The sequence below is a fragment of the Methylolobus aquaticus genome (assembly GCF_054172105.1).
On sequence record NZ_JBSYXP010000012.1, the window covers coordinates 1 to 23,661 of the forward strand.

Consider the following 23,661-nt stretch of genomic DNA (forward strand, 5'->3'; position numbering starts at 1 on the left):
AAACCGACCCCGCACCCAGCCGATTTGGTTCGGCGGGAAAGGTAAGGGGAATTTCAGAGCGGTTTTTCACCATCCTGATAAGCGTCCCCAATCTCCACCGCCGTGACGGTCGCGTTGCCGCGCCGGCAGGCCTCGGTGACTTCGGCGACTGAAGGCGTCTTCTGACAGGCCGCGAGCACGGCACCCGACAGGTAAACGGCCAGAAGGAGGGATTTTCTGCACATAGGCGTTGGCACCAGTAAAAAAGAAAGTCGATGGCAGGGCTCTCGTCGATAGTGTGAGGCAACCGGCCGCGCGTCCGTGTCCACGCACTGCGCATTGTCACGGGTAATCTACGCGGCATTAGGCTCTGTCGTTAGCCAAAATCCGGCCCTGAGAGTGGGAACAGAAGCCAACGCGTCAGGCGGGGCTGCCCCTGGACATTGCCTGTGTCCGGGAAAAACACGCTGCTCGGAGCGCCATTATCCGGCGAACCCGACATAGCATGCGCGGCTCGAGCGAAGGAGGGGTGATCGTCGTGCGACGGTGATCAACCCTCACACCGGTTGCGGCGAATGAGTTGGAGCAGAGCCGGTTCTCCCTTCGGCATCGCTTAACTCCTTCAGGCCTGCGCCGACCCGAGCCAGTTCGGACACGACGCTCGTCAGCAGATTCTCGATTGTGGCGTCCGTCTCACCTGCCTTCACCGCGGCCTCCAGTCGCGCCGCGAACTCGCCCGTCTCGCTGGCGCCGAGCATCCGGGCAGTTCCCTTGAGCGAGTGCGCCAGCCGCTGGGCGACCGGCATGTCGGGGACGGCCAGCGCGGCCCGGAAGTCGGCTTCGAAGGCCAGACAATACGCATCGTAAAACTTGTGCAACAGCCGCAGATACAGCTCCCGCTTTTGCCCGACGTGCTCAAGCCCCATCGCCACATCGATGCCCGGGAATGCGAGTGATCCGGGCTCTACCACCGCCTTCGGGGCCGCTGGAGCCTGAGGGACGCTGGCCGTCGGTTTGATCCATTGCGTGAGAGTCCTCATGAGCTCGGTCAAGTCGACGGGTTTGGACAGATAGGCGTTCATGCCGGCTGCGAAACATCGCTCACGGTCGCTGCTCAGCGCATTGGCCGTCAGCGCGATGATCGGCAGGTCGCGAAGCTGCGGATCGCTGCGCAGCGCTCGGGCCGCCTCGTAACCATCCATCACCGGCATCTGGCAGTCCATCAGCACCGCATCGGGGCGGACAGTCTTCACCTCGCGCACCGCATCCAGGCCGTTCTCGGCCACGCGGACCTTCAGACCGGCATTGCCAAGCAGTTCCATCATCATCTCGCGGTTGATCTCGATATCCTCGACCAGCAGGATCTCAGCACCCTGCAAGCCGGCAGCCAGTTCGGTCGCCGGGTCGAGGACGATCGGGGGCGCAGCCGGATGCGCAGGTGCTGGCGAGAGTTCCAGGCAATGCGCGATGCACCCATAGAGTCGGGCCAGCGTAATCGGCTTCGAGAGCCGCCCGGCTTCCGTCGGGGCACCGCTGCCGTGCCGATAGCTCATCACGAGGACCGGCAGCCGCAGTCGCTCCGGTGCTTCGCGCAGCGACCGCAACACCTGCGGCACCGGCAGTGTTTCGTCGATCAGCAGGCAAAGATAGGCCGCGGCACCGCCGTTCAATTTAGCCTCGGTCTCTGCCCAGGAGGCGCACAGGTCCGCCGTCAGGCCCAGGTGGGCCAGTTGCCCCTGCAGGCTTTGTCGCGAGGCGCTGTCACTGTCGGCGACCAGCACGTGTCTCGAGGTGCGGCGGGCGAACGCGTGATGCAGCGGAAAACCGGCTCCGATGACGCCGAACTTCGCCGTGAACTGGAAGGTGCTCCCCTTGCCGGGTTCGCTGTCGACCCACAGATGCCCGCCCATCCGCTCCACCAGTCTCCGGCTGATCGCCAGACCCAGCCCGGTACCACCGAATTGGCGGGTCGTTGACGAATCCGCCTGGGAGAACGGTGCAAACAGCCGAACCTGCTGTTCCGCTGTAATGCCGATGCCTTCATCGCTGACGGCCACCCGGAGGATCAGAGAATCGCTGTCGAAGGATTCCAGATGGAAGCTGACCGACACCGTGCCCCGCTCCGAGAACTTGATGGCATTCCCGACCAGATTCAACAGCACTTGACCCAACCGCAGCGGATCACCGACGAGCCGGCTGGGTACGTTACCCTCGCCGTCGAAGACCAGATTCAACCCTCGGTCCCCCACGCCTTCACCCACCATCAGGCTCAGATTCTCCAGTATTCGGTCCAGCCCGAACTCGGCGCTTTCGAGTTCGAGCTTCCCTGCCTCGATCTTGGAGAAATCCAGAATGTCGTTGACCAGATGGAACAGCTGGCTGGAGGCCGCCTTGGTTTTGGTCAGATAGGCGCGCAGCCGCTCGGGCGGCTCCGCCGCGAGGGCGAGGTCGGTGAAACCCAGGATCGCGCTGACGGGCGTCCTGATCTCGTGACTCATGTTGGCGAGAAACTGGCTTTTCGCCTGATTCGCCGTCTCGGCTTCCTTGGCGCGTTGCGCCAACTCGGCATTGAGGCCGGTGATTTCCTCGGCGCGCTCGTTCAAGGCCTCGTTGGCGCGGATGATTTGTTCGGTCCGCCGGATGTTCTCGATGGAAATCGCCAATTGCCCGCACAGCATGGATACGCTCTCGGTGCGGCCGCGGGTGAATGCAGCCCGGAACAGGCGATTCTCGAGCGCCAGTGCCGCGGTCAACCGCCCCTGCGTGAAGATCGGCAGACCGAACAGCGAGCACTGCGCCAGTCCGGCAAAATGCGGGTCGCCCGCAAAGCGACTGTCGGTCACGGCATCGTCCGACCAGACCGGTTTCAGGGACTTCAGCGCCAGTCGCAGCCCGTTGCCGCTGATGATCCCACGCCGCTCGGCTTCATCCAGGCTCATACGCTCGAGGATCGTATCGCCGCGGATCCCGCCTTCCAGATGCCAGTGCCCCTCGTCGTCCAGCATCATGAACCGGACGTCGGTTGCACCGGTCAATTGGGCCACCGACTCCACCAGCCGCCGAACCAGTCGCGGCAACGAGGTTTCCGAGGACAGGGCCTGGGAGGCACGGAGCAAGACCTCGTGGTCCGATGCGTCGCCGGACCCAGTGTCGATGAAGGGCCATTCGGCGCGCAGCGCGTGCGCCTTGGCCAGGGCACCCCATTGACGATAATGGCCGTGCGCCCGCACCAGCAACGGGCGGCCCGCCTGTTCCAGACCCTGCCGCAGATAGCAGCGCCCTGCCTGCTCGGTGATCGACGCCAGATGCCACGGGCGGTGCTGTCCCTGAACCAGTCCCATCGCCCGTTCGAAAGCCTGCAGCGCCAGCCAGGTCTCGCCGAGCGCAGCGAGCCGCTCGGCTTCGATCCAGTGATGGAAATGGCGGAAATTCATGGGTGCATCCGCGGCACGGGCCTCGAACCAAACCTGTCTGTCGGCCACCTTCTCCAGCAGCGCCGGGCGCTCGTCCGGCGGCACGGTCGGAATCCGGCGGATCAACGCCAGCGCGTCGAACAGGTTCACCAGCACGCTGGCGTAGTGCGCGGTAACGTGCGCCGCAACCGGACCGACGGCCTCGACATGCTGAATCAAGGACCCATCGTCGTTGAACACGACCGCCGTCAGCGCCCGGAAAAGATGAAAGTAGCAGAGCGCCATCGGATTGCCCTGGATGGCCTCCAGTTGCTCCGGCTCGTCCTGCCGGGCATCGTTGCTGTCGCTGCCGAGCGCCGCCGTTGTTCCTTCCAGCGTTTCAATCAGCTGCCGATAGAGCAGGAAGGACTGCTCGGCGTGCCGGTTACCGGTCTTGCGGGCAAACGCCAGCGCGGCGTGATTCTCCGCGGCGAGCTCAACGAGATGGCTGCCGGTCTCCAACAGCACGATCTGCGAGGTAAAGAACGTGTAGCAGGCGAACTCCAGTTCTCCCGCACGCAGCAAGCCGTCGCGAGCGGCACGCGCCGGCGAAAGGGACTCCTCCAGCGGCCGGAACCAGTGCCTGTTCGACAGTTCCATCACGTGCTGGGAGCGGGCCGTCTCACCACCCTTTTCCCAGTCCTGTCCGGCCAGCAAGGCCGCGGAAGCCGTCCGGAAACCGGTCGCGTAATCGCCGCGCCAGAGTATGCAGGGTCCGATCATGCAGGACAGCGGGTAGATCAGGAACGGCTGGTAGCCGTCCTCCACCCACAGGCGACCGCAACGCACCACGAGCCAGCAGGCGAACAACGGGCTTGCGAAGAACGTCGCCGAGATCATGCGGTTCATCAGCTTGGCGACCGCATGCGCCGCGGAGTTCACCGGCGCCGCACCGGTGGACAGGTCTTCCAGCGCACCTGCCGCCACATGGCGGTAGAAAAGCGCCAGTTCCGACTCCACGGCCGGCAGCAGATCGGCTACCGGCACGGCGACGCCGAGCCGGTCCAGCAGCTCGCTGCCGAGCTGGATCGCCTCGTCGTAGCGGGTTCGATTCGACAGACTCATCACCTGCACGCAGGCCGGCTCCACCAGGCGAAGGGCCTCCGCGGCACGAGCCGCGAGCCGGTCGTACAGCGCATCGGCCTCCGGGTAGCGAGCCTGGCAATACAGGATCAGGTGCAGTTCGGAGCACAGCGTAAAGGCCAGGTCCGAATCCGCTTCCCAGAGATCCGTCGGGGACACGCCAAGGCTGAGGCGCAGCAATCGCTCGGCGACATCGAGCGCCCCGGCGTGGCGGGCTCGCACGGCCGCTTCGAAGAAGAGCGTGCGCGCGGAGGACTGTTCCTCGACCGCGCTGATCAAGGAGGCCGCCAGCGCATAATGCTCTGCCGCAAGCGAGCGCAGCGAGGGATCGCCGGGCACCGAAGCGAAACGTCGCGCGATTGCGAGGTGCTGGCGATCGCGCCAGTCGGCATTCCGCAACTGGTACACCGCCTGCAGCATGCGGTCGTGGCAGAAGCGAAGCGGGGCCCCGGGTTCGGGCGGTAGCCGCGCCAGCCCGCTGTGCGGCAGCAGAATCCCTTGTGCCAGTGGGGGGACGAGCCGGTCGCGAAGACTTTCCGGATCGCTGTCCAAGGCGATGGCCAACCGCTCCAGGGTGCATTCGTTGCCCAGGCAGGCAATGGCGACCAGCACGTCGATCGTGTCCGAAGCCAGTGCGTGCAGTCGACCCGCGAGAAAGTCGGCAATGTTGGCGCTGGCGGGGTACCGGCTGATGGCGTCGAGGCTCCAATCCCACGCGGCCCGATCGGGATCCGGCGCGATCACTCCGTCCGCGTATAGCGCCTTGAGCAACTCGAGCGTGAAGAACGGATTGCCGCCGGTCTTGGCGTGGAGCGCTGCCGCCAGCGGTCGCACGGCTTCGCGCGGCGCTCGCAGCATGTCGGTCAGCAATGTGGCGAGGTCCTGGACCGGCAGATTTCCCAGGGTCAACACGGGGACCGGAACCCCGGCGGCCGTGGGTCGACGGAGCAATGCCACCAAGGGATGCGCGGCATCGATGTCAGCGTCCCGATAGGTACCGATCAGCAGCAGACCATCGAGTTCCGGCTCGTCCAGTAGCGCACCGACGACGTCCAGCGACGCCCGATCCGCCCACTGGAGATCGTCGAGCAGGATCACCAGCGGACGGGCCGGCGTGGCGATCTGCCGCAACAAACCCACCAACAGCCCGCGCAGCCGCGCCTGATCTTCGACCGGCCCCAATTCCGGCGCGGGTGCCTGGGGCCCGAGCAGCGCTTCGAGTTCCGGAATCAGGTCGAACAGCACGGCGGCATCCGGGCCGACGCCGGCCAGTATCCGCTGGCGCCACCGCGCGACCTCCGGCTCGGGCTCGGCCAACAGGAACTGACAGAGCTGCCGCAGGCATAGTCCCGGGCCGAGCAACGGCCGTCCGGGCTGGAACTGCTCGAACTTGCCGCTGACGAACCAGCCCTGGTTGAGGGTGACCAGCTGCTGGATTTCCAGGATCAATGACGTCTTCCCGACCCCGACATAGCCTGTTACGAAAAGCCCACGGTTGCCGCCGCCGACTCTGCGGGCCTCCGCGAACGCCGCTGCCAGAGCTGCCAACTCCTTGTTGCGGCCATAGAGGCGGCGCGGCGCCCGCAAGGCCAGCGGCATATCGCGCTGCCGGAGCGGCACCTGGTCCAGAGGGGTGTCCTCGTGCAGTGCTCGACGCAGCGCCGCCAGGTCGTGGGCCAGGCTCGCGGCGCTTTGGTACCGATCGTCCGGCTCCTTCGCCAGAAGGCTCAGAATGACCGCGGATACGGGCCCGGGGAGCCAGGGTGCATGTACCGCCGGCGGTACCGGCGATCGGGTCAGGTGGGCATGGATCAAACCGACCGCATCGGCCGCTTCGAAGGGCGGGCGGCCGGTTGCCAGGAGATAGAACACGGCCCCCAGGGAATAGAGGTCGGCGCGGTAGTCGACCGGGCGATTCATCCGTCCGCTCTGTTCGGGTGAACGGTAAGCGGGATCGCCGGCCAGGCGGCCGGGGTGGCCGAACCCGGGCCGCTCCTCTGCGAACGTCGTCGCCTGGGCGAAGTCGATGAACAGCGGCTGCGGTTCGTCGCGCCCGATCAGGATATGCTCCGGAGTGATGTCCTTGTGCAGGATGCTCCGTCCGTGCATGCCCGCCACGGCACGCGCCATGGCTTCGCACAGCGCCAGGAACTCCGCCGGGCCAACACGACCGGGAAGGCCCGACTGGCGCAGCGGTAAGCCGTTGAAATCCTCTATTTCCAGTTCGCCCCTGGCCGGATCGAATGCCACCAGCGTCGGGCAGCCGGGAACACCGCGCAGGCGCTCGAGTATCCGTTGCTCATGGCGCAGGGAATCCGCGGAAGGGCTCGCAACGCCATCACCCAGGGCCCGCTTGACGAGCAAGGGCCCGCGCTTGGGATCGCCCCTGCGGAACGCTTGCCAACCGGCACCGCGCAAAATGTCCGGCTCCGCTTCCGGATGCCGCGGGAGTTCAGCCAATGGATTTCCCTGCTCCGAGGTTCAGACGATCCGAGATGGCCGGACCATTCGGGCGGAACCGGGCCTCGTGCCGATCCCCTCGACCGCTCGCTCAAGCTCCGCAGAGCAGACCCGGCCCTATCGCTGTCGGGGTGTGATTCTAGAGCATCGGGGCACGCCGACGAAGAGAATGAGCGGGGAAGCTCGCGGAAACGCGGCATGACGCCCAGGTGCACGCAGCAGCCGTGTCACTCACGGCCTGAAGACGCCTCAGTCAGATACTGGCGTCAGGCAAAGGCATCGTCCGCGTGATCGCCGGATCGACTTCATGAGCGCTGTGACACGAGCTGGGGCAGTCTGAGGATAGTGCCCTTCCCGGCCCCGCAGCCAGGCCGCGGAGCCACTCTCCCCGCGCGACGGGACCGATCACGCCAGCGTCGGATAGTCGGTATAGCCTTTCGCGCCGGGCGTGTAGAAGGTTTGGGGATCCGCTGCGTTGAGCGGAGCCCCCGACCGGATGCGGGCCGGCAGGTCGGGGTTGGCCAGAAACCCGGTTCCGAAAGCCACGGCATCGAGACCAGCGCCGGCGATCACCGCCTCGGCCTCGGCTGGCGTGTAGCCCATGTTGGCGACCAGCGGGCCGCGAAACTGCGCGCGTGCCGGCGTCAGGACATCACCGTTCTGCTCCCCGAGGAAGTCGCCGCGCATCACATGCAGATAGGCCAGACCGAGCGGGGACAGGGCCTTGGCGAGATGGGCCGTCAGCCCGACCGGGTCGCTGTCGCGCATGCTGTTGTAGGAGTTCAGCGGCGAGAGGCGCACGGCCGTGCGTTCGGCACCCCAGACGCCGGTAATGGCTTCGAGCACTTCGAAGAGCAGCCGGGAACGGTTCTCCACCGAACCGCCATAGCGACCGGTGCGCCGATTGGACCCGTCGCGGAGAAACGAGTCGATCAAGTAACCATTGGCCGCATGAACCTCGACACCGTCGAAACCCGCTGCCTTCGCGTTCTCCGCCGCCCGGAGGAAGCCGTCGACGATGCCGGGAATCTCATCGTCGCGCAATTCCCGCGGAGTCGCGTAAGGCTTCTTCCCTTCCGGCGTGTGCACCTCATCGTTGGTGATCGGAATCGGGCTGGGGGCCACCGGCTGCGCGCCGCCGTTGAACAGCGGATGACAGGCGCGTCCGCCATGCCAGAGTTGCAGGAAAATGTGCCCGCCGGCGGCATGCACCGCATCGGTCACCCCGCGCCAGCCGAGAATCTGCTGTTCGTTGTAGATGCCGGGCTCGGCGTAGAAGGCCGAGTTGCCCTCCATGATCATCGTGGCCTCCGCGACGATCAGACCCGCCGAGGCGCGCTGGGCATAGTATTCGGCCATCAGCGGATTCGGAACATGGCCCTCCGAGGCACGACAGCGCGTCAGCGGAGCCATGAAGATCCGGTTTGGAAGGTCGTGACCTCCGAGTCGGAGCGGGGAGAAAAGCGTCGGTGTCGGCATGGGTTTCGAGTTGGGTGTTGAGTTGGACATTAGGGCGGGAGGGCGCGGGAACCCGCGAACATCAGCCGGCTCCACGGCGATTCAGAAGCGCTCCTCGCAACTGCGCAGTTCGATCTCCCAGGACCAGGCGCCAGGGGGCTGGTCCAGGACCGCCAGGTAGCTGGCGGCGATGTTTTCGGGACTGAAGCCCTGAGCTCCGGCGCTGCGCGTGACAACGCCATCGATGACGAAATGCGCCACATGGATCCCCAGGGGACCAAGCTCCTTGGCCAGGCTCTGGGCCAGACCGCGCACCGCGAACTTTCCCATCGCGAAGGCGCTGGACTGGGCAAAGCCTTTCACGCTGGCCGTCGCACCGGTGAAGAACATCGCCCCGGTCCCACGCGGCAGCATACGTCGCGACGCTTCCTGCGCGACCGCGAAGGCGCCCATCGCATTGGTCTGCAAGGAGTGACTGACCGCGTCGCTGTCGAGTTGTGTGATCGGCCCGGGCAGGCGCGCGCCGGCATTGAAGAGGACGACTTCCGGCGACCCCAGATCCCGCTCGACAGCGGAGAACAGCTCGGCGACACCCGCCGCAGAGCGCACATCGACGGCATACGCGCGGCAGTGCAGGGTCGCGGCGAACGGTTCGAGCTTGCCGAGATCACGCGCCGCCAGCGCCACGACGTAACCGCGTTCAACCAGGCGGCTGGCGAAGGCACCGCTGATGCCGGGCCCCGCGCCCACGATCAAGGCCACCGGGGCGTTCATGCGAGCACCTGCACGGGGAGCCATGCCGCGACGCCAGACACGATGTCCAGCCGCCTGCGGCGGGATTCCCTGAAAATGCCGTCGGCAGTGTCCGGCGCAAGAAACGTTCGAGACATGTTGGGACTCCGTAAAGGCCGGGACGAAACACCGGCCGTTCGCCATTTCTATACCGATTGGTTTATAACATACCGATCGTTAAAAATAACTGTCAACCACCCTCGATCGAACTCCGACATGGAACGCGGCCGCCCCAGAGCTTTCGACGTCGACCAGGCGCTCGACGCCGCCTTGCGCGTCTTTTGGCGCGATGGCTTCCAGGCGGCGACGATGACCGAGTTGACCGCAGCGATGGGTGTCAGCAAACCGAGCCTCTACGCGGCCTTCGGGGACAAGGCGTCGCTTTACATCAAGGCCTTCGAGCGCTACCTTGAGCGGGAACTGGCGGAACACCGGCGAGCGCTGGAGGCCGAGCCGGAGGTCCGGCGAGCCGTCGAAGTCTGCCTGCTGTCCGCGGTCCGGGCGATGACCGACCCAGCCAAGCCGCGCGGCTGCTTCATCGTCAACGGGGTTGCCGATTGCGGCTCGCCCGGCACACCGCCCGCGGTCGAAGAGGCGCTGTTGCGGAGCATCCAGGGGGCGGTCGAGATGTTTGGCGCACGACTTGCGCGCGGAGTGGAAGATCGCCAACTCCCCGCCTCAACCGACGTCGGCGGCCTGTCAGCGTACCTAGCCACCGTACTCGCGGGGCTCGCCGTGCAGGCCCAGGCGGGCGTTGGCTGCGAGGTTCTTCGATCCGTGGTCGGCTCAGCGCTGTTGGCTTGGCCGAGGAACGATGCCTGATCTGGCCGTTGACGGTTCTGCCCGAAAGCCGCGACCAGCGGGCCGCCGGATTCCTGGCGTCACCCGTCGTGGCTGTCCCGAGGCTCCAGCAGTCGCTGCAACTCGGCATAGTCGATCGGTTTGACGACGTGATGATCGAAGCCTGCCTCACGGCTCTGCCGGCGGTCCTCTTCCTGCCCCCAGCCACTCAGTGCGACCAGCCTCACGTGGGAGCCGACGGCGGATTGCCGAATCCGTTGCGCGACCTCAAAGCCGTCCATCAGCGGCATACCGAGGTCCAGCAGGATCACATCGGGTTTGAAACGAACCAGGATGTCCAGCGCCGCCTCGCCGTCATAAGCCACCTCCGTGGTGCCCCCCAGGGTCTGCACGAGCAGCGCGAGGGTATCCGCCGCGTCCCGGTTATCGTCGACGATCAGCACCCGCTGTGCGGACTGTGGCCCGGACCAGGGCGGCGCCGGCGACGCCGTGAGCGGAGTGCCCGGCGCCGCCAGCGGCAGGATCACGGTGAACTCGCTACCCTGTCCCGGTCCGGCGCTGTGCGCCGCCACACGGCCACCGTGGAGTTCGACCAGGCGCTGCACCAGATGCAGGCCGATGCCGAGACCGCCCTGGGAAAGCTTGGACGTGCCCTGGACCTGCCCGAACAGGTCGAAAACCTGCCCCAGGTGCTGCGCCGCGATGCCCATCCCCTCGTCACGGATGCGGACGACGGCCTCATCGCCCTGGCGCTCGGCAGCGACGTGGATGCTTCCGCCCGCCGCCATGTATTTGGCCGCATTGTTCAGCAGGTTGCAGAACACCTGCGTCAGCCGGACCGGATCGCCGTCGACCTGCAACACCTCGGATGGGAGCGTCACGTTCACCGAGTGGGAGGCAGACCGGATCAGGGGCTGGGCGGTTTCCAGCGCTTGTCCGACAAGCGTGGCGACCGTGCAGCGCTCCCTTCGGAGTTCGATCCGGCCGCGCGTGATGCGGGATACTTCGAGCAGGTCGTCGACCAGACGCACCAGCTGCCGGGTCTGTCGCTCCAGGATTTCGCGAAGCTGCGGAAAATTGGGCTCTTGAATCCCGGAGTCCCGCAGCGCGTCCAGCACGGCGCAGATCGGCGCCAGCGGATTGCGCAGCTCGTGCGCGAGCGTCGCCAGGAACTCGTCCTTGCGCCGGTCGGCGTCCCGCAGAGCGTCTTCCGCCTGTTTCAGGCGGCTGATATCGAGGTTGATACCCGCCCAGCAGAGCACCTTGCCGTCCTCATCCAGCACGCGCACGCCGCGCGCCAGAACCGGGTGATACTGACCGTCGACTCCGCGAAAGCGATGCTCGATGTCCCACTGAGCGCCGGTCCGGACACACTGCTGCCAGGCCGCTAGCGTGCGATCGGCATCCTCGGGATGCAGCACCTCGCCCCAGCCGAAATCGGAACACTGCGCACGGGTGAGCCCGACCAGCTTGAGAAAGGATTCGCTGGCGTAGGTGTTGCGGCCGTCGGGGGTACAGATCCACACGCCGTAATCGATGGATTCGCCGATGGCCCGAAAAATCCGTTCGCTCTCCCGCAGGGCTTCGGCCTGAGCGACACTTTCACTGATGTCCATGATCGCGATAGCACAGCCGGCGATCATCCCCGATCCCGTCAACACCGGCGCGGCGCTGTTGAGCACAATCACCTTCGAACCATCGAAGCGCTCGATCTGCAGCCTCTGCCCCACGACCGGGGCCCGCGTGCGTATCGCTTGCGCCGAAGCCCATTCTTCCGGCTGGACCGGCTGCCCTGTCTGCACCCACCAGGCCCGATAGGCGCCGTAGTCGGCGACCGACCGAACCGAAGGCCGGGGACCACCCCAGATCTGTTCGAAGGCCTGGTTGGAACGGACATAGCCCCCTTGGGAATCGAGGATCGCCACCCCCACGGGCAGTGCTTCCATGACCGCTTCGAGTCGCATCCGCTCGTCGGTAGCCTCGTTGAGAGCGCACTGCAGGCGCTCCTCCGCCCGTTTGCGTTGCGTTATGTCGTAGACCACGCCCATGGCTCGGACCGGCCTTCCATCGGCAGCGAAATGAACCTGGCCTTTGCCCGCCACCCAGAGGACCATGCCGTCATCGTCCCGGAGGATGCGAAATTCCTGCTCATAACGGCCTGCCCCCGCCAGCGCGGCCTGAAAGCCCGCGTCCACTGCGGCGCGGTCGTCCGGATGCACCCGGCCGAGGAAGTCGCCGTAACCGCAGGGTGCGTCCTCCGGTAACCCGAAAAGGCTACGATACGACTCGGACAGCGTGGCCCGGTGCGAGGCAAGATCGCTATCCCAGATGGCAATGCCACCAGCCTGCTGGGCGAGGCTGAGGCGTTCCTCACTGGCCCGCAATGCCGCTTCGCGCTGCCATTCTGCGGTGACTTCGAGGCCGATGCCGCCTACGAACCGGTTCCCGGACGCATCGTGAAATGGAAACTTGGCGACGCGCCAATGGCTGTCGCTCCCATCCGGATCGGGGACGGTTTCGGTGATTTGGATGGCCTGGTCCTTCGCAAAAACCTCCAGGTCGTGGTCGTGGAGCTGCCGGGCCGTTGCATCGGGCCATAGCTCCGCGTCGGTCTTGCCGAACCAGTCCTCCCGCGGGATGGCAAACCACCGCTCCAACGCCTGGCTGACATAGACGTACCGGCCGTGTGCGTCCTTCATCCAGGCGAGCGTGGGACTGTTGTCCATGAAGAGACGGAATCGCTCTTCACTGTCCCGCAACTGGCGCTCGGCGCATTTGCGTTCGGTGATTTCCTCGACCACCAGGCCAAAGCCGGTGATGGCCCCGCTCTCATCGAATACCGGATACCAGCTTTCGTTCCAGTGGCGCGTCACGCCGGGCCGTGCCAGCGTTTCTCCCGCGAACTCCCGATTGATGACAGCCCGACCCGTGCTCAGAATCTCGCGGCTGACCGCTTCGACATCCGCCAGCAGCGATGGCACGATGTCGCCCACTGCACGCCCAAGATGGTCCTCCGCTGCCGGGCCATTCATCTCCGCCAGCCAGCGATTGATGCGCCGATAGCGGAGATCCCGATCCAGAACACACAGGCCGATCGGCGCATGGTCATAGATCCACGTCAATTCGTCGCGCTGCTCCCGCACCTGTCTCTCGCTGCAGAGCAAGGCGTCCTCCGCCGCCTTCCGCTCCGAGATATCCGTCACTGCACCGAGCATGCGCAGCGGCTTCCCTGCCTGATCACGCAGCGCGCGGCCTCGTGACAACACCCAGCGGTAGCGACCGCTCCGGTCACGGAGACGAAACTCGGCCCGGTACTCTGCGTGGCCGTCCCAGTGCCGCTGCAGAGCGTCCCTCACCCTGTCGCGATCGTCCGGGTGCACCCCGTCGAACAGGGCAGCCGCCGCACCATGCGGTTCGTGGAACGACGAACACGCAAGCAGAGCTTTCCAGCGCGGCGACAGAAATATCGCATGCGTGCGCAAGTCCCAGTCCCAGATCCCGTCCTCGACGGCCTCCAACACCAGTTCATAACGCGCATCGGTTTCGCGCCGAGCGGTCTCGGCGGCGTAAAGCGCCTGGTAAAGTTTGTGTTGTCGCCGCTGCCACAGCACCACACCGGACGCACCGAGCAGCGCGAGCAGGCTGGCCACTGCGACGAGCGTCTTCAATGCTTGGCTGCGAGCTGTCGCCAGGGCCGTGTCCCGCTCGACCTCGGTGCTTACCAGCCAGGGCGAACCCGGCACCGGCTGATGCGCCTGAATCGTGCCATTGTCGTGGGGCATCTCAGGTGAGCGCGGGCGCGGCCCGTCCCCCTCGCCATCGGGCCGAGATGGAGAAATCCGAAAAACCGCACCGCCCTCGTGCATCTTGATCGACGTGGTCCCGATGATGCCGCGTAGCGGCCAAAGCGCCAGCAGGGGATAGAGGGTCTTGCGCGCATCCTGGATCAGGACGATTGCGCCCAAGGGATCACCCTCGGGCAATATCGGTGCGATCACATCGATCCTAGGCACCGCGGTCTCTCCTTCCCAGTGCAATGGCGTGAGCACGGGTTGGCGGGTTCGCAGCGCCGCAACGACTGCATCCCGGTCGTCTGCCGTCAAGGGCGCGGGACGGTCCCGGACGCTCAGGCTGGGGTGGCCGTCGCGATCCAGCAGTAGGATGTCGACGTAACCGTAAGCCAGTTGCAGGGTGCGGAAGCGGTCGCGCAGTTGCTCCGCCTGTTCCGGAGTCGGCGCGCGCATCCAGGCGGTAACTGCCTCGCTGAAGAATGGCCGGTCCATCAGGATCCTGGCATCCCCGAGCCGCTCGGACCTCCACTGCCCCGCCATGACCGCCTTCAGTTCGCCGATCGCGGCGAGTTCGGCCCCGACGAGTTGCTCGGCCCGCTGCAACTCCATTCGGTAGTAAGCGGCAGCGCCGGCTCCCAGGCCGATCAAGACCACTGCGGCCAGGCCCGCACGCAGGGTTCGGTGCCACGCACCAAAGACATTGGCGGGGAGCAATCGTGGGATCATTGTGAATACCCCAGGGGGCTACGGGTCGGCAGTGCGCCGGAGGCGGCAGCGTGCGAAACAGGAACCGCGGCGTCGCCCCGGGTGTGAAGGCGACCGCCGTCGGCGGATGACTCGGCACCGTTTCGGATACCGGGAGAACCATCCTTGGAACCCTGGCTGACTAGCAGAACACGTAAGCGTCTCTTTCGCTATAGGCGTTCTTTCCTATTGACGATCCCGGGCGGGCGGGATTGGCGGCGGGGCCGGCTCGCAAGCGAGCGGCTCGGGCAGTACGGAAGGCAGCCCTATTCAGAGCACGCAAGCGCCCTATGACCCAGTGACGAGGTGGCCTCGTCGCGCATCTGCAGGCCGCACCGCTACTGGAACGCGAAGCCGGCGGCCCGCCACGCGTTGGCGCCCCCGTCGAGATTGGCCAGGTTTCGGTAACCTAGGGCATGCAGCGACCGTGCGGCCGAATTACCCATGGGCCCGCTGCGACAATAGAGATAGATGGGCGTGTTCTTGTCCCGCGGGAAGCGGTCCTGGTACTGCTCGATCTGGTCGTACGGAACGAACAGATCGGTCCCCTTGATATGCGGCTGTTCGGGCGTGTGAACATCGACCAGGAAGATATCGTCGCGCTGCATCAGGCTCTGCAGCTCGGGCGCGGTGATCATCCGCACGTACTCGGGTTGCTGGAAATTGCAGCCCGTAAGCAGGCAGGCAAAGGCCAGAGTGGCGCACAACGCCGTGTAGGTCGTCTTCATTCGTCTTCCATCGTCAACAGATCGAAAAAGTGCCGGAACTCGCGCCGCGAGTCGCGTCCGGTCAGCCGGCGAAACCCGCGGGACCTCAGCCGAGGGGCGCAGGCGTCGAGTCGTGGCGAAACCCTCGGTATGCGCGGGAGATGGATTCCCGAGCATGGGCTAAATGAGTCTGCGCGCCTTGAGCAGCCGAAACACCGCCAGACAGAACGCGACGGCAGCCACCGTGATGCCCAGCTTCACCAGGATGGCTTTCGTCAAGGGCGCAGTCCCGACGCCAATCCCGACCGTCAGTGGGATGCGCAGCACATCCTTTTCCGCAACGCCGGCGTCTCCGCCACGAATCAGGTCGATCGCGTAATAGCCAGTACTCTCGAGCACGAACCGGGACTCGATGACGCCCTTGGGATAAGCGACGGCAGCAACTTCCGCCGTGATGTCCCGATCCGCGAAGCTCTCCGGAGAACCCGGATCACCACCGACGAACTCCCGTTCCACAAGCCGAATCCCGATGGGTAATTTCCTCAGCTCGTTACCCACGAGGTCGGCCGTAAAGAATACATTGCCCGGCTGCGGTATCTCATGGCAGTAGGACTGGAACACGTCTTTCGTCAGGCGCGCATCCTGGCTCAAATCCGCGGGCTGCAGGTGGATACTGAAATTGACAGCGAAGAAATCCGTGGCCGCCTCGCACCCGACCCGATTATCCGAAATCTGCTGAGAGGGATTATTGTTGTAACCCGGACTGCCACATGCCGTCATCAGTGCCGCACTGACCGACCATACCCACCGCGGGAATCGCAGACGAACGCTTGCCATCTTCTTCGTGTCGGCAACACTGTTTCGGGCCAAGGACCAAAGCGTAATGACAGCGGAAAGCCGGGGCGACTCGTTCCCGGCCCAGCGCCCGGGCAAGGCACTGCACCGGGTTGCGGCCGCAAGGACCGGCGACATCCTGAAGCCAGAGCCATACGCGACTGTCGACGGCACCGAAACCCCATGCGGCGCCAGACGATCCCGGCTGATGCCTTGCGACGAGCCGAACCGCAAGCGGGACCGCTCTCACCACGGTGAAGTCCGAATGGTGCGCTCCGGGTTCGCAGTCGTCAATCGGCTGCGGCGCCGCCCCTACCGCGGACGGGTGTACTCGGCCACCAGCGCCAGGATGTCATGGTCGCACGACCCGCAGCCGGAACACGCACCCGTCGCTCGGGACAGTCCGTCGAGATCGGTCACACCGCTGTCGACGAGCCGCTTGATTTGCGCCGCCGTGGTCCCGCTGCACCGACAAACGACGTCCTTTCCGGGACCCCGAACGGGCTCATTCCGTGTCATGCGTCGCCACCCGGCCTCCACGGGGCCGATGCAAGCTGGCAGCAACCGACCGGTGCTCCCCGGAAAGCGGTGCCGGCACTGCAATTCCAGCAGAAACACGCGGCTGAGCATGTCGCCGTGGTCGCAGGACTCGCGCTTGTCGTTCCAGATCGCATAGGGGAGTGGCAGATGACGAAACCAGCGATAGCGAGACCGCGTTCCAATAGTAACGTGCCTGAAGCGCTGTAGGCTTCCGAGCGAAGCGGAACCAGCCTGAGCCTTCCCGACGCAGGCCTACCCGAAGGTCGCGGCACCGCGGCGAAGCCATGTGGAGACTGACCGCCACTGCCGCCAGGACTCGATGCTCGACATCGAGCAACGGGATCGGGACAATGCGCGCATGCCTGGGGAGCCACAGAGGGGCCGTTTCCCCACCGGGCCATCGAGGCCTGCTTACCGAGCAATGCCGCAGGCAACGGCCAATTCCCGCTACCTTCCGTTCCGTGTTCAAGCTTCAACCATGCACGACGACTTCATCCGCAATCTCAAGTGGCAGTACTCCCTGTTCACCACACAGGATCTGATCAGCATCTGGGAAGAGCGGAACAGGCCGGAATCGAGTTACATCGAGGAAACCTTCGAAGCCGTTCGCCAGATACTGCATGAGCGCGACGCGCTCCCGTCAGAGGATCCTCGCGGCTCAGCGCGGCAGGACGAGGACACCCGTTCGGAGCAGGCAGCGAAGGACTCATTCGAATTCCCCTGCTCGGTCTGCGCGCACAAACTGCGCATTCATCTTCCGATCAATCCGGGCAGTCACGCCTGTCCGAACTGCGGCGCGCGCTATCAGCCGGTCCGAGTCCAGACCGAGCCTTATGTGCTGGTGATGGTGCCCGGCCCACAAGCCGAAGCGCCGCAAACGGGCAGCACCAGGGAAGCGCGCACGATGCCGGACGAGGTCAAGGCGGCGCTGAACGTGCTGGGCCTGACCGAGTTCGCGACCTTTGAAGAGGCCAAGCAAGCCTACAGGAACACGGTCAAGCAATACCACCCGGACAAGGTCGCCCATCTCGGCCCGGAACTTCGGGTCGTGGCTGAACGAAAAACGAAGGAAATCGTTGCCGCGTACGACGACATCAAGAAATTTTTCGAAGCGGCCGGTCGATAAGCTCAAGCGACGCCTTCCACGGGCGCGCCCTTCCAGCCGGCAACCGCAACGCCGGTCGCCACGCAGACACAACGGCTGAAGCGCAAGGCACGCGCCTTCCGGCCAGCACGCGGCGTCGTCACCGGGCCAACGGATCGGCGATCCCGACCCAGGCGGTTCGTGGGCACAGCGCACGCTACAGCGGAAGCATCTCGCGTGCGCCATGCGCACGAAATCACTCGCGCGTTCCGGTCAGCATCCGACATCAGGACCGGTCGAACGGATCTGCGGTGCCGATCGGGTCTGCGGCAGGCAACCGGAGTGGCTCACTGCCGTGCGGGATCGAGTTCAGCCAGGCCGTTCAGCACGTGGACGTACGATTCGGGCGTGACACTCAACTCGCCCCGGAACGGGTTGTCCAGCGCCACCACGAGAAAAATCATGAAGCCCAGAAACAGCGAGTAAATGCCGGTCAGCATCAGGTGTCCGCGCAGCGTGGGCAGGTGAAAGGTGTAGGTCAATACAATTGATAGGATGGCCCCGGCCAGAATGACGACCCAGAACACGCCCGGGAGTCCCGTCTCGACGGAATCCATACGCATTCGCCGCGCGTCCACCAGCTTGTTGAAGGCCGTCAGCGCCTCGGCCAGGATCGCCTGCTGATTGGTATTCGAAGGCTGGAAGCCCGTCAGAACGACCTGAAACCGGGACAGCAGCAGCGTGCCGCCATGCGGCACCTCCCCGTGCCGATGCGCTGGCCACGCCACGTCGATCACGTAGTTCAGGTACTGCTCCAGCTGGTTCTGCAACTGACCACGTTCGGGCTCCGGAAAGGCGGAGACATCCCGATACAAGGCGGCTATCGAAGACGCTTCCTTGCTGGCCGTGGAATTGGCGGAGTCGTAGTTCTGCCAGGTGGCGACGGCCACCAGGCCCAGCAGCAGACCATACAGCACGCCCGCGCCGGCAAAGTACCCGTTGACCGACTCGTTGGTTTCATCCGACAGCCGGAAGGTCCGGTAGATCCATTTCCGGCCGAGCATCAGACCCAGCACGGCGGGCAGCAGAAATCCCAGCGTCGTGACCAAACCCAGGACCCAGGTCGGTTCGTCATAAATCCAGTACATCACGCGAAATCTCTGCTCCGTTCCTCTGTTCCAGCCTGACCGGTACCGTCCCTTCGGCGCATTCCGATCGGCGCTCACCAAGCGCCTTCCGACGGCTGACCGATGGATGGACGGGCGAGGCAGCAACGCCAGGTCATCCGACCGCCGACCGCGAGCGACTGTAACAGGAATCCGGGGAGGATCGAACCTTGCGCTCGTCCGAGGCACGAGGCGGACGCTGCGCCGAAACTCGGGATCGCCGCTCGCCCAAGCCTGCTTTTACGGTGGAGAAGGACTGAGCCGGCCCAACGCACCGATTCCGGCACCGGACCGGCACCGGCGCCGGCGCCGGCACGAGTGGCCTCGTACGGTCTCACTCAGGGCAACGAGAAGCGGCGGTCGCGAGCGCGGACCTTGCTCGCGACAACGCTGAGTCAAGTGTCTACCGAAAGCGTATACTGAGCGGCGGTCGCGGGAGACGACCGGGAAGCGCGCGCCAAGCCCCCGTCCCGGCAACGCACAAAGGCGCTCGGAAACGATAAAGTCAGCCCGCACGCTGCACGCGCACAGGGCGGCGCAGCGGACAGAGCCGGAAGCACATGAGACGAGTCATCGGCAGCCCCGCCCTGGGACAGCGACTGCTGAGAAGAATCGCTTTGCACCCGCCCGAACAACCGCTTGCACACCAACCCCCGACCCCATCGCCTGACATGGTCTTAGAGCGGAGTACGTGCCTGACCGGTTCCGCCGGAAGGCTCGGGACGGTTGCCACGAGGTCCCTCATCGATGCCGCGCCGGACCTGCCGCCCGGTTAACCGGATCGATGGTTCGAGCCCCAGCACGATTGGACCGGTCGGTACGGGCAGACCACCGGCAGTCAGCGGAAGGCCACCGCAAGGTGATGATGAGTGGGAGCGGTTCCTCGACGGGACCCGGCGGGTGGCCGTACCAACGTAACGAACGGATCTGTTACGGGGCGGTCGCCCTTTGCAGCAGCCAACACATTCGCGTGATCCTTCCCCTATGCATCTCGAAGACCGACAGGCTCAGCTCAGAGAACTTTTTGCCAAAGGCAAAACGCAGGGTTTTCTGACGTTCGAGGAAGTGAATGATCAGCTCTCCGGCAGCCTGATCGATTATTCCGAGCAAATGGACGAAATGATCGGGCTGATCAATGCCATGGGCATCGAGGTCCGGGAAGAGGTGTCCGAACTCGAAGTGCTGCCCGAAGCCGTGCCCGCGGACGCGCGGGACGTCACGGATGAAGCGGAGGAGGCGGCCGAGGCGGCCGCACTGTTGCTGAAGGACGCCGACAAGATCACCAGCACCGATCCGATGCGGATTTATCTGCGGGAGATCGGCGCCGTCGAACTGCTGACACGCGCCGAGGAACTGGCGATTGCCAAACGTATCGAGGCGGGCCTCCATCAGGCGGCCTCGGTCCTGGTGCGTTTTGCGCCGTCGATGAAGCACCTGGACCAGGTGATCGATGGGGTCGAAGCGGGGGATGTCGTTCTCTCCGAGTTCGTCACGGGCCTGGTTGATGCCTGCCCTGCACCTGCGCTGGTCAGTGCGGCGGAGACACCGGCAGGAGAAGACTCGGCACCCGACGACGCCGTTGACGACGACGACGAGCCGGATCCAAACGCGATCATGGCGAAGCTGGTCGACTTCAAACGCCAATACCGGAACACGCTGGACGCCCAGCAACAGTTCGGACGTCACGACGAACGCGCCCGGGTGGCCTTCGACGAACTGGCGGACCTTTTCCTCGAGTTCAAAACCACGCCCCGGTTCCTCAAGGAGCTGTCCGAACACCTGACGGATTCGATGAAGCGCATCCAGGCCCAGGAGCGTTTGATCATGGATCTCGCGGTCGAACGGTCGAGAATGCCGCGGCGCGAATTCCTGCAGAGCTTTCCCGGCCACGAAGCCGATCCCGCGTGGCTGGTCTCCCAACTGCACCACGATAAGGACTATGCCGAGGCACTCGCTGTCCATGCCGCCGAGATCGAGCGCGCTCAGGACTGTCTGGCCCGGATCGAACGGGAGAACGGCCTCAGCGTTGGCGAGACCAAAGAGCTCCACCGCGCGCGGCTGGCGGGAAATCATGCGGCCGGCCTGGCGAAGCAGGAGATGATCGCGGCCAATCTGCGACTGGTCATCTCCATCGCGAAAAAGCATACCCACCGTGGGATGCCCTTTTTGGACCTGATTCAGGAAGGGAATCTGGGCTTGATGCGGGCGGTGGACAAGTTTGAATACCGACGCGGCTACAAATTCTCGACTTATGCCACGTGGTGGATCCGGCAGGCGATTTCCCGCGCCGTAGCCGACCAGTCACGCACGATCCGTGTGCCCGTCCATATGGTCGAACTCATGGGCAAGGTCAACCGGACGGCCCACCGCATCTCGCAGGAGACCGGCTGTGCGGCCACGGCGGCGGAGATCGCCAAGCGACTGGAGATGCCGGAGCAGCAGGTACGAAAGGTATTGAAACTCGGGGAGCAACCGATTTCGACGGCCACGCCGGTGGGCGAGCAGCGCGACAAGGAATTCGGCGACACGCTCGAAGACACTAGCGGACTTTGTCCCCTCGAGTCCGCAACCGTCGCCGGGCTACGCGAAGCCACCGAGCAGGCCCTGGCCTGTCTTACCGAGCGCGAAGCCCGGATCCTGCGCCTACGTTTCGGCATCGACACGCATACGGACCAAACGCTGGATGAGGTCGGCAAACAGTTCGATGTGACGCGGGAGCGAATCCGGCAGATCGAGGCCAAAGCCATGCGAAAGCTGCGCGAGTCCACTCAGTCCGGGCCGCTCAAGACCTTTCTGGATTCCGAATAGGGCAGCCGGTCACTGTGGCCGGAGCGCCACGAGGCGCCGGCCCATACGCATCGACGCGACGGAGCCGCCCTTCCGGCAGCGAGGCCGTCGCTCAGCGCCGCCGCCCGTTATCGGGTGCCCCGGCTATCCCGTTCAGGTCAGGCCGTCGGTACGTTGCGAGATCAGCGTCACCTCCGGAGTACTGGCCGTCTTGATGCGGCAGCCGCGCTGACACTCGGGGCAAGCGTAGCGCTGTTCCTCGGTGACCTTGTACGAAAATGAACGTTGCCAGGTCACTTCGACCCGAAAGACACAGCCGCAGGCGCCACAGGTCTGTTGGAAGGCGACCTTTCCAGCCGGCGTTGCGGACGGCTTCGAGTCAGTGGGTAACATGGCGCTCTCCAATGGTTAGGCGGCGCGAACGGTGCCATACGGGGCAGCGGCGGTTGGCGCGGGGGGTCGATCCTCTGAGGCCATTGCCGGGGCCTGCACAGGAATCGATCGGTACTCGTCGAGCAGACGTCGGGCGCGAGCCCGAATGCGGGGGGAGTCTGTGGACCGCCAGCGGTCCGCGGGTCGGACGCAACGGGCCCGGCTCACGAACGCGCTGCACCCGCCAAAGCAGAGTAACACAGCACCTTGCAGCGATGGGGTAATTTCCCGAGGCAGTCGATGCGGCGCGCAGACCATCCGGCGACTACGGGCCGTGCGGGGCGCGAACAGGGACGGGCATCGCTCGCGACTGGCGAAGGTTCTCTTGCGCTCGGTGCGCCCCTGTCCGGCCACCGTAGCAGGGCGAACGGGAGTGATACCATCGACACTCCAAGATCCGCACCGCGCGGCAGCCCCACCCCGGCCACCCTATCGGAATGGGCCCGACCCCGACGCCCTGACTCGGTCGCGCATGCGCGGGCTCGCGGTCTGAACCTCATGGGAACATGCGTTCCCAATGACTGCAACGGAGGCACGATGCCCGACACCACCATCGCCATTCCCGGGTTTTCGGAGCCCGTCAGTTCACTGAGCCACCTGCTCGCTGCGGGCGTCTACTTCGTCGCCGGCATCTACCTGTTGCGCCGAGGAAGGGGCGATGCCGCACGGCTGTTCGTATTGGCCGTTTTCGTCTTCTCCTCGGTGTTTCTGCTGAGCATGAGCGGCGTCTATCACCTGCTCGATCCGCAGGGCACGGGTCACACGGTGCTCCAGCGTCTGGACCACGCCGGCATCTTCGTGCTGATTGCCGGCAGCTTCACACCGATCCACTGGCTGCTGTTTTCCGGAGCGGGCCGCTGGGGCGTGTTGCTCCTGATATGGAGCCTGGCCATCACCGGCATCACGCTGAAGGCGATTTTTTTCGACGACATACCTGAGTGGCTGGGACTTTCCCTGTTCATGGGGCTAGGCTGGATCGGGCTCGCCTCCGGCATCGTGCTGTGGCGCCGCTATGGCGGCCGGCTGGTCAGACCGCTGGTTTACAGCGGCGTGGCCTACACGGTCGGTGGCCTGCTGGAATTCCTGCGCATGCCCGTCATTGTGCCCGGCGTCCTGGGTCCGCACGAGTTGCTGCACCTCGGCGTCATCCTCGGCGTCGGCTTCCATTTCCGCTTCCTGTTCGGCGTCCTGGAGACGATCCTGCCGAAAACCGGGCACTCCCCGGGTGTGACGCACACGGCGCGGTCTCGCACCCGTCGGGAGGCACCGTGACGCGGAGCCGTTCACACTCATCCTGTTCCGGCGGGGGCCGGGGAAACGACACACGCCATGAATATGTCCGCACAGGCTCGGCTTGCGGGGTGTATCCCGCAGACGGTCCCGTCTCCCCGGCCCCGCTCTCGTTACCGCTCGAAAGGGGAGTGAGCGAACCCCCTCACCCGCGGTCGGCGCCGCCTGGCGCACGAAAAAGGCCGATGCTCGAAATGAATCGAGCATCGGCCTTCGTTCGCTTCAGGCCGACGGAGGGCGCGCTGGCGCCCCCGGTCGCGT

At 65.2% G+C, this 23,661-nt stretch carries 14 protein-coding genes; 4 read left to right on the forward strand and 10 right to left on the reverse strand.

All coding sequences use genetic code 11. The features are described 5' to 3' along the window. Positions 1 to 53: 53 nt before the first annotated feature. From ACW73L_RS15720 to ACW73L_RS15735, 4 genes are all read right to left on the reverse strand, one after another. On the reverse strand, positions 54 to 224 hold the full coding sequence (locus ACW73L_RS15720) for a hypothetical protein (RefSeq protein ID WP_498923353.1): 171 nt from the start codon (positions 222 to 224) through the stop codon (positions 54 to 56). A gap of 312 nt (positions 225 to 536) precedes the next feature. Continuing rightward, the gene (locus ACW73L_RS15725) at positions 537 to 6,974 is read right to left on the reverse strand and encodes an AAA family ATPase (protein WP_498923355.1); all 6,438 of its coding nucleotides are present in this window, start codon (positions 6,972 to 6,974) and stop codon (positions 537 to 539) included. A 405-nt stretch (positions 6,975 to 7,379) separates the two neighbouring features. Then, positions 7,380 to 8,453, reverse strand: a complete 1,074-nt coding sequence (locus ACW73L_RS15730; RefSeq protein WP_498923357.1) for an alkene reductase — start codon at positions 8,451 to 8,453, stop codon at positions 7,380 to 7,382. Between the two features lie 81 nt (positions 8,454 to 8,534). Beyond that, positions 8,535 to 9,206 (reverse strand): SDR family NAD(P)-dependent oxidoreductase, encoded by a 672-nt coding sequence (locus tag ACW73L_RS15735; protein ID WP_498923358.1) that lies wholly within the window; start codon positions 9,204 to 9,206, stop codon positions 8,535 to 8,537. Between the two features lie 234 nt (positions 9,207 to 9,440). On the opposite strand from ACW73L_RS15735, the gene ACW73L_RS15740 reads away from it, so the two are divergent. Further along, positions 9,441 to 10,046 (forward strand): TetR/AcrR family transcriptional regulator, encoded by a 606-nt coding sequence (locus tag ACW73L_RS15740; protein ID WP_162560010.1) that lies wholly within the window; start codon positions 9,441 to 9,443, stop codon positions 10,044 to 10,046. 59 nt (positions 10,047 to 10,105) lie between these two features. Here the strand turns inward: ACW73L_RS15740 and ACW73L_RS15745 are convergent, their stop codons facing one another. The 4 genes from ACW73L_RS15745 to ACW73L_RS15760 all read right to left on the reverse strand — a co-directional run bounded on the left by ACW73L_RS15745 (position 10,106) and on the right by ACW73L_RS15760 (position 16,620). Continuing rightward, positions 10,106 to 14,542: a PAS domain-containing hybrid sensor histidine kinase/response regulator gene (locus ACW73L_RS15745; protein ID WP_498923359.1), complete on the reverse strand. Its 4,437-nt coding sequence runs from the start codon at positions 14,540 to 14,542 to the stop codon at positions 10,106 to 10,108. Positions 14,543 to 14,898: 356 nt separating this feature from the next. Then, positions 14,899 to 15,288 (reverse strand): rhodanese-like domain-containing protein, encoded by a 390-nt coding sequence (locus ACW73L_RS15750; RefSeq protein WP_498923361.1) that lies wholly within the window; start codon positions 15,286 to 15,288, stop codon positions 14,899 to 14,901. Between the two features lie 159 nt (positions 15,289 to 15,447). Then, positions 15,448 to 16,104: a hypothetical protein gene (locus tag ACW73L_RS15755; protein ID WP_498923363.1), complete on the reverse strand. Its 657-nt coding sequence runs from the start codon at positions 16,102 to 16,104 to the stop codon at positions 15,448 to 15,450. Between the two features lie 309 nt (positions 16,105 to 16,413). Next, on the reverse strand, positions 16,414 to 16,620 hold the full coding sequence (locus ACW73L_RS15760; RefSeq protein WP_498923364.1) for a (2Fe-2S)-binding protein: 207 nt from the start codon (positions 16,618 to 16,620) through the stop codon (positions 16,414 to 16,416). A 499-nt stretch (positions 16,621 to 17,119) separates the two neighbouring features. Between ACW73L_RS15760 and ACW73L_RS15765 the strand changes: the two genes are divergently transcribed. Beyond that, entirely contained in the window at positions 17,120 to 17,767 is a 648-nt protein-coding gene (locus ACW73L_RS15765) for a DnaJ domain-containing protein (RefSeq protein ID WP_498923365.1), read from the forward strand. A gap of 305 nt (positions 17,768 to 18,072) precedes the next feature. Here the strand turns inward: ACW73L_RS15765 and ACW73L_RS15770 are convergent, their stop codons facing one another. Then, a complete protein-coding gene (locus tag ACW73L_RS15770) occupies positions 18,073 to 18,873 on the reverse strand; it encodes a bestrophin-like domain (protein ID WP_498923550.1) in 801 nt (266 codons plus the stop codon). A 966-nt stretch (positions 18,874 to 19,839) separates the two neighbouring features. Between ACW73L_RS15770 and rpoD the strand changes: the two genes are divergently transcribed. After that, on the forward strand, positions 19,840 to 21,699 hold the full coding sequence (gene rpoD / locus ACW73L_RS15775) for an RNA polymerase sigma factor RpoD (protein ID WP_498923366.1): 1,860 nt from the start codon (positions 19,840 to 19,842) through the stop codon (positions 21,697 to 21,699). A 132-nt stretch (positions 21,700 to 21,831) separates the two neighbouring features. On the opposite strand, the gene ACW73L_RS15780 is transcribed toward rpoD, so the two are convergent. Further along, the gene (locus tag ACW73L_RS15780; protein WP_139556560.1) at positions 21,832 to 22,071 is read right to left on the reverse strand and encodes a hypothetical protein; all 240 of its coding nucleotides are present in this window, start codon (positions 22,069 to 22,071) and stop codon (positions 21,832 to 21,834) included. A gap of 576 nt (positions 22,072 to 22,647) precedes the next feature. On the opposite strand from ACW73L_RS15780, the gene trhA reads away from it, so the two are divergent. Next, positions 22,648 to 23,382 carry a PAQR family membrane homeostasis protein TrhA gene (gene trhA / locus ACW73L_RS15785; protein ID WP_498923367.1) on the forward strand — a complete coding sequence of 245 codons (735 nt, stop codon included), beginning with the start codon at positions 22,648 to 22,650 and terminating at the stop codon, positions 23,380 to 23,382. Positions 23,383 to 23,661 lie beyond the last annotated feature (279 nt).

Excerpts from the sequence above, each read along its gene's own strand:
- ACW73L_RS15750 (WP_498923361.1), bottom strand. The coding sequence starts at position 15,288 with ATGAAGACGACCTACACGGCGTTGTGCGCCACTCTGGCCTTTGCCTGC.
- ACW73L_RS15740 (WP_162560010.1), top strand. The coding sequence starts at position 9,441 with ATGGAACGCGGCCGCCCCAGAGCTTTCGACGTCGACCAGGCGCTCGAC.
- ACW73L_RS15755 (WP_498923363.1), bottom strand. The coding sequence starts at position 16,104 with ATGGCAAGCGTTCGTCTGCGATTCCCGCGGTGGGTATGGTCGGTCAGT.
- ACW73L_RS15780 (WP_139556560.1), bottom strand. The coding sequence starts at position 22,071 with ATGTTACCCACTGACTCGAAGCCGTCCGCAACGCCGGCTGGAAAGGTC.
- trhA (WP_498923367.1), top strand. The coding sequence starts at position 22,648 with ATGCCCGACACCACCATCGCCATTCCCGGGTTTTCGGAGCCCGTCAGT.
- ACW73L_RS15765 (WP_498923365.1), top strand. The coding sequence starts at position 17,120 with ATGCACGACGACTTCATCCGCAATCTCAAGTGGCAGTACTCCCTGTTC.
- ACW73L_RS15730 (WP_498923357.1), bottom strand. The coding sequence starts at position 8,453 with ATGCCGACACCGACGCTTTTCTCCCCGCTCCGACTCGGAGGTCACGAC.
- ACW73L_RS15720 (WP_498923353.1), bottom strand. The coding sequence starts at position 224 with ATGTGCAGAAAATCCCTCCTTCTGGCCGTTTACCTGTCGGGTGCCGTG.
- ACW73L_RS15770 (WP_498923550.1), bottom strand. The coding sequence starts at position 18,873 with ATGTACTGGATTTATGACGAACCGACCTGGGTCCTGGGTTTGGTCACG.
- ACW73L_RS15760 (WP_498923364.1), bottom strand. The coding sequence starts at position 16,620 with ATGACACGGAATGAGCCCGTTCGGGGTCCCGGAAAGGACGTCGTTTGT.
- ACW73L_RS15745 (WP_498923359.1), bottom strand. The coding sequence starts at position 14,542 with ATGATCCCACGATTGCTCCCCGCCAATGTCTTTGGTGCGTGGCACCGA.
- ACW73L_RS15735 (WP_498923358.1), bottom strand. The coding sequence starts at position 9,206 with ATGAACGCCCCGGTGGCCTTGATCGTGGGCGCGGGGCCCGGCATCAGC.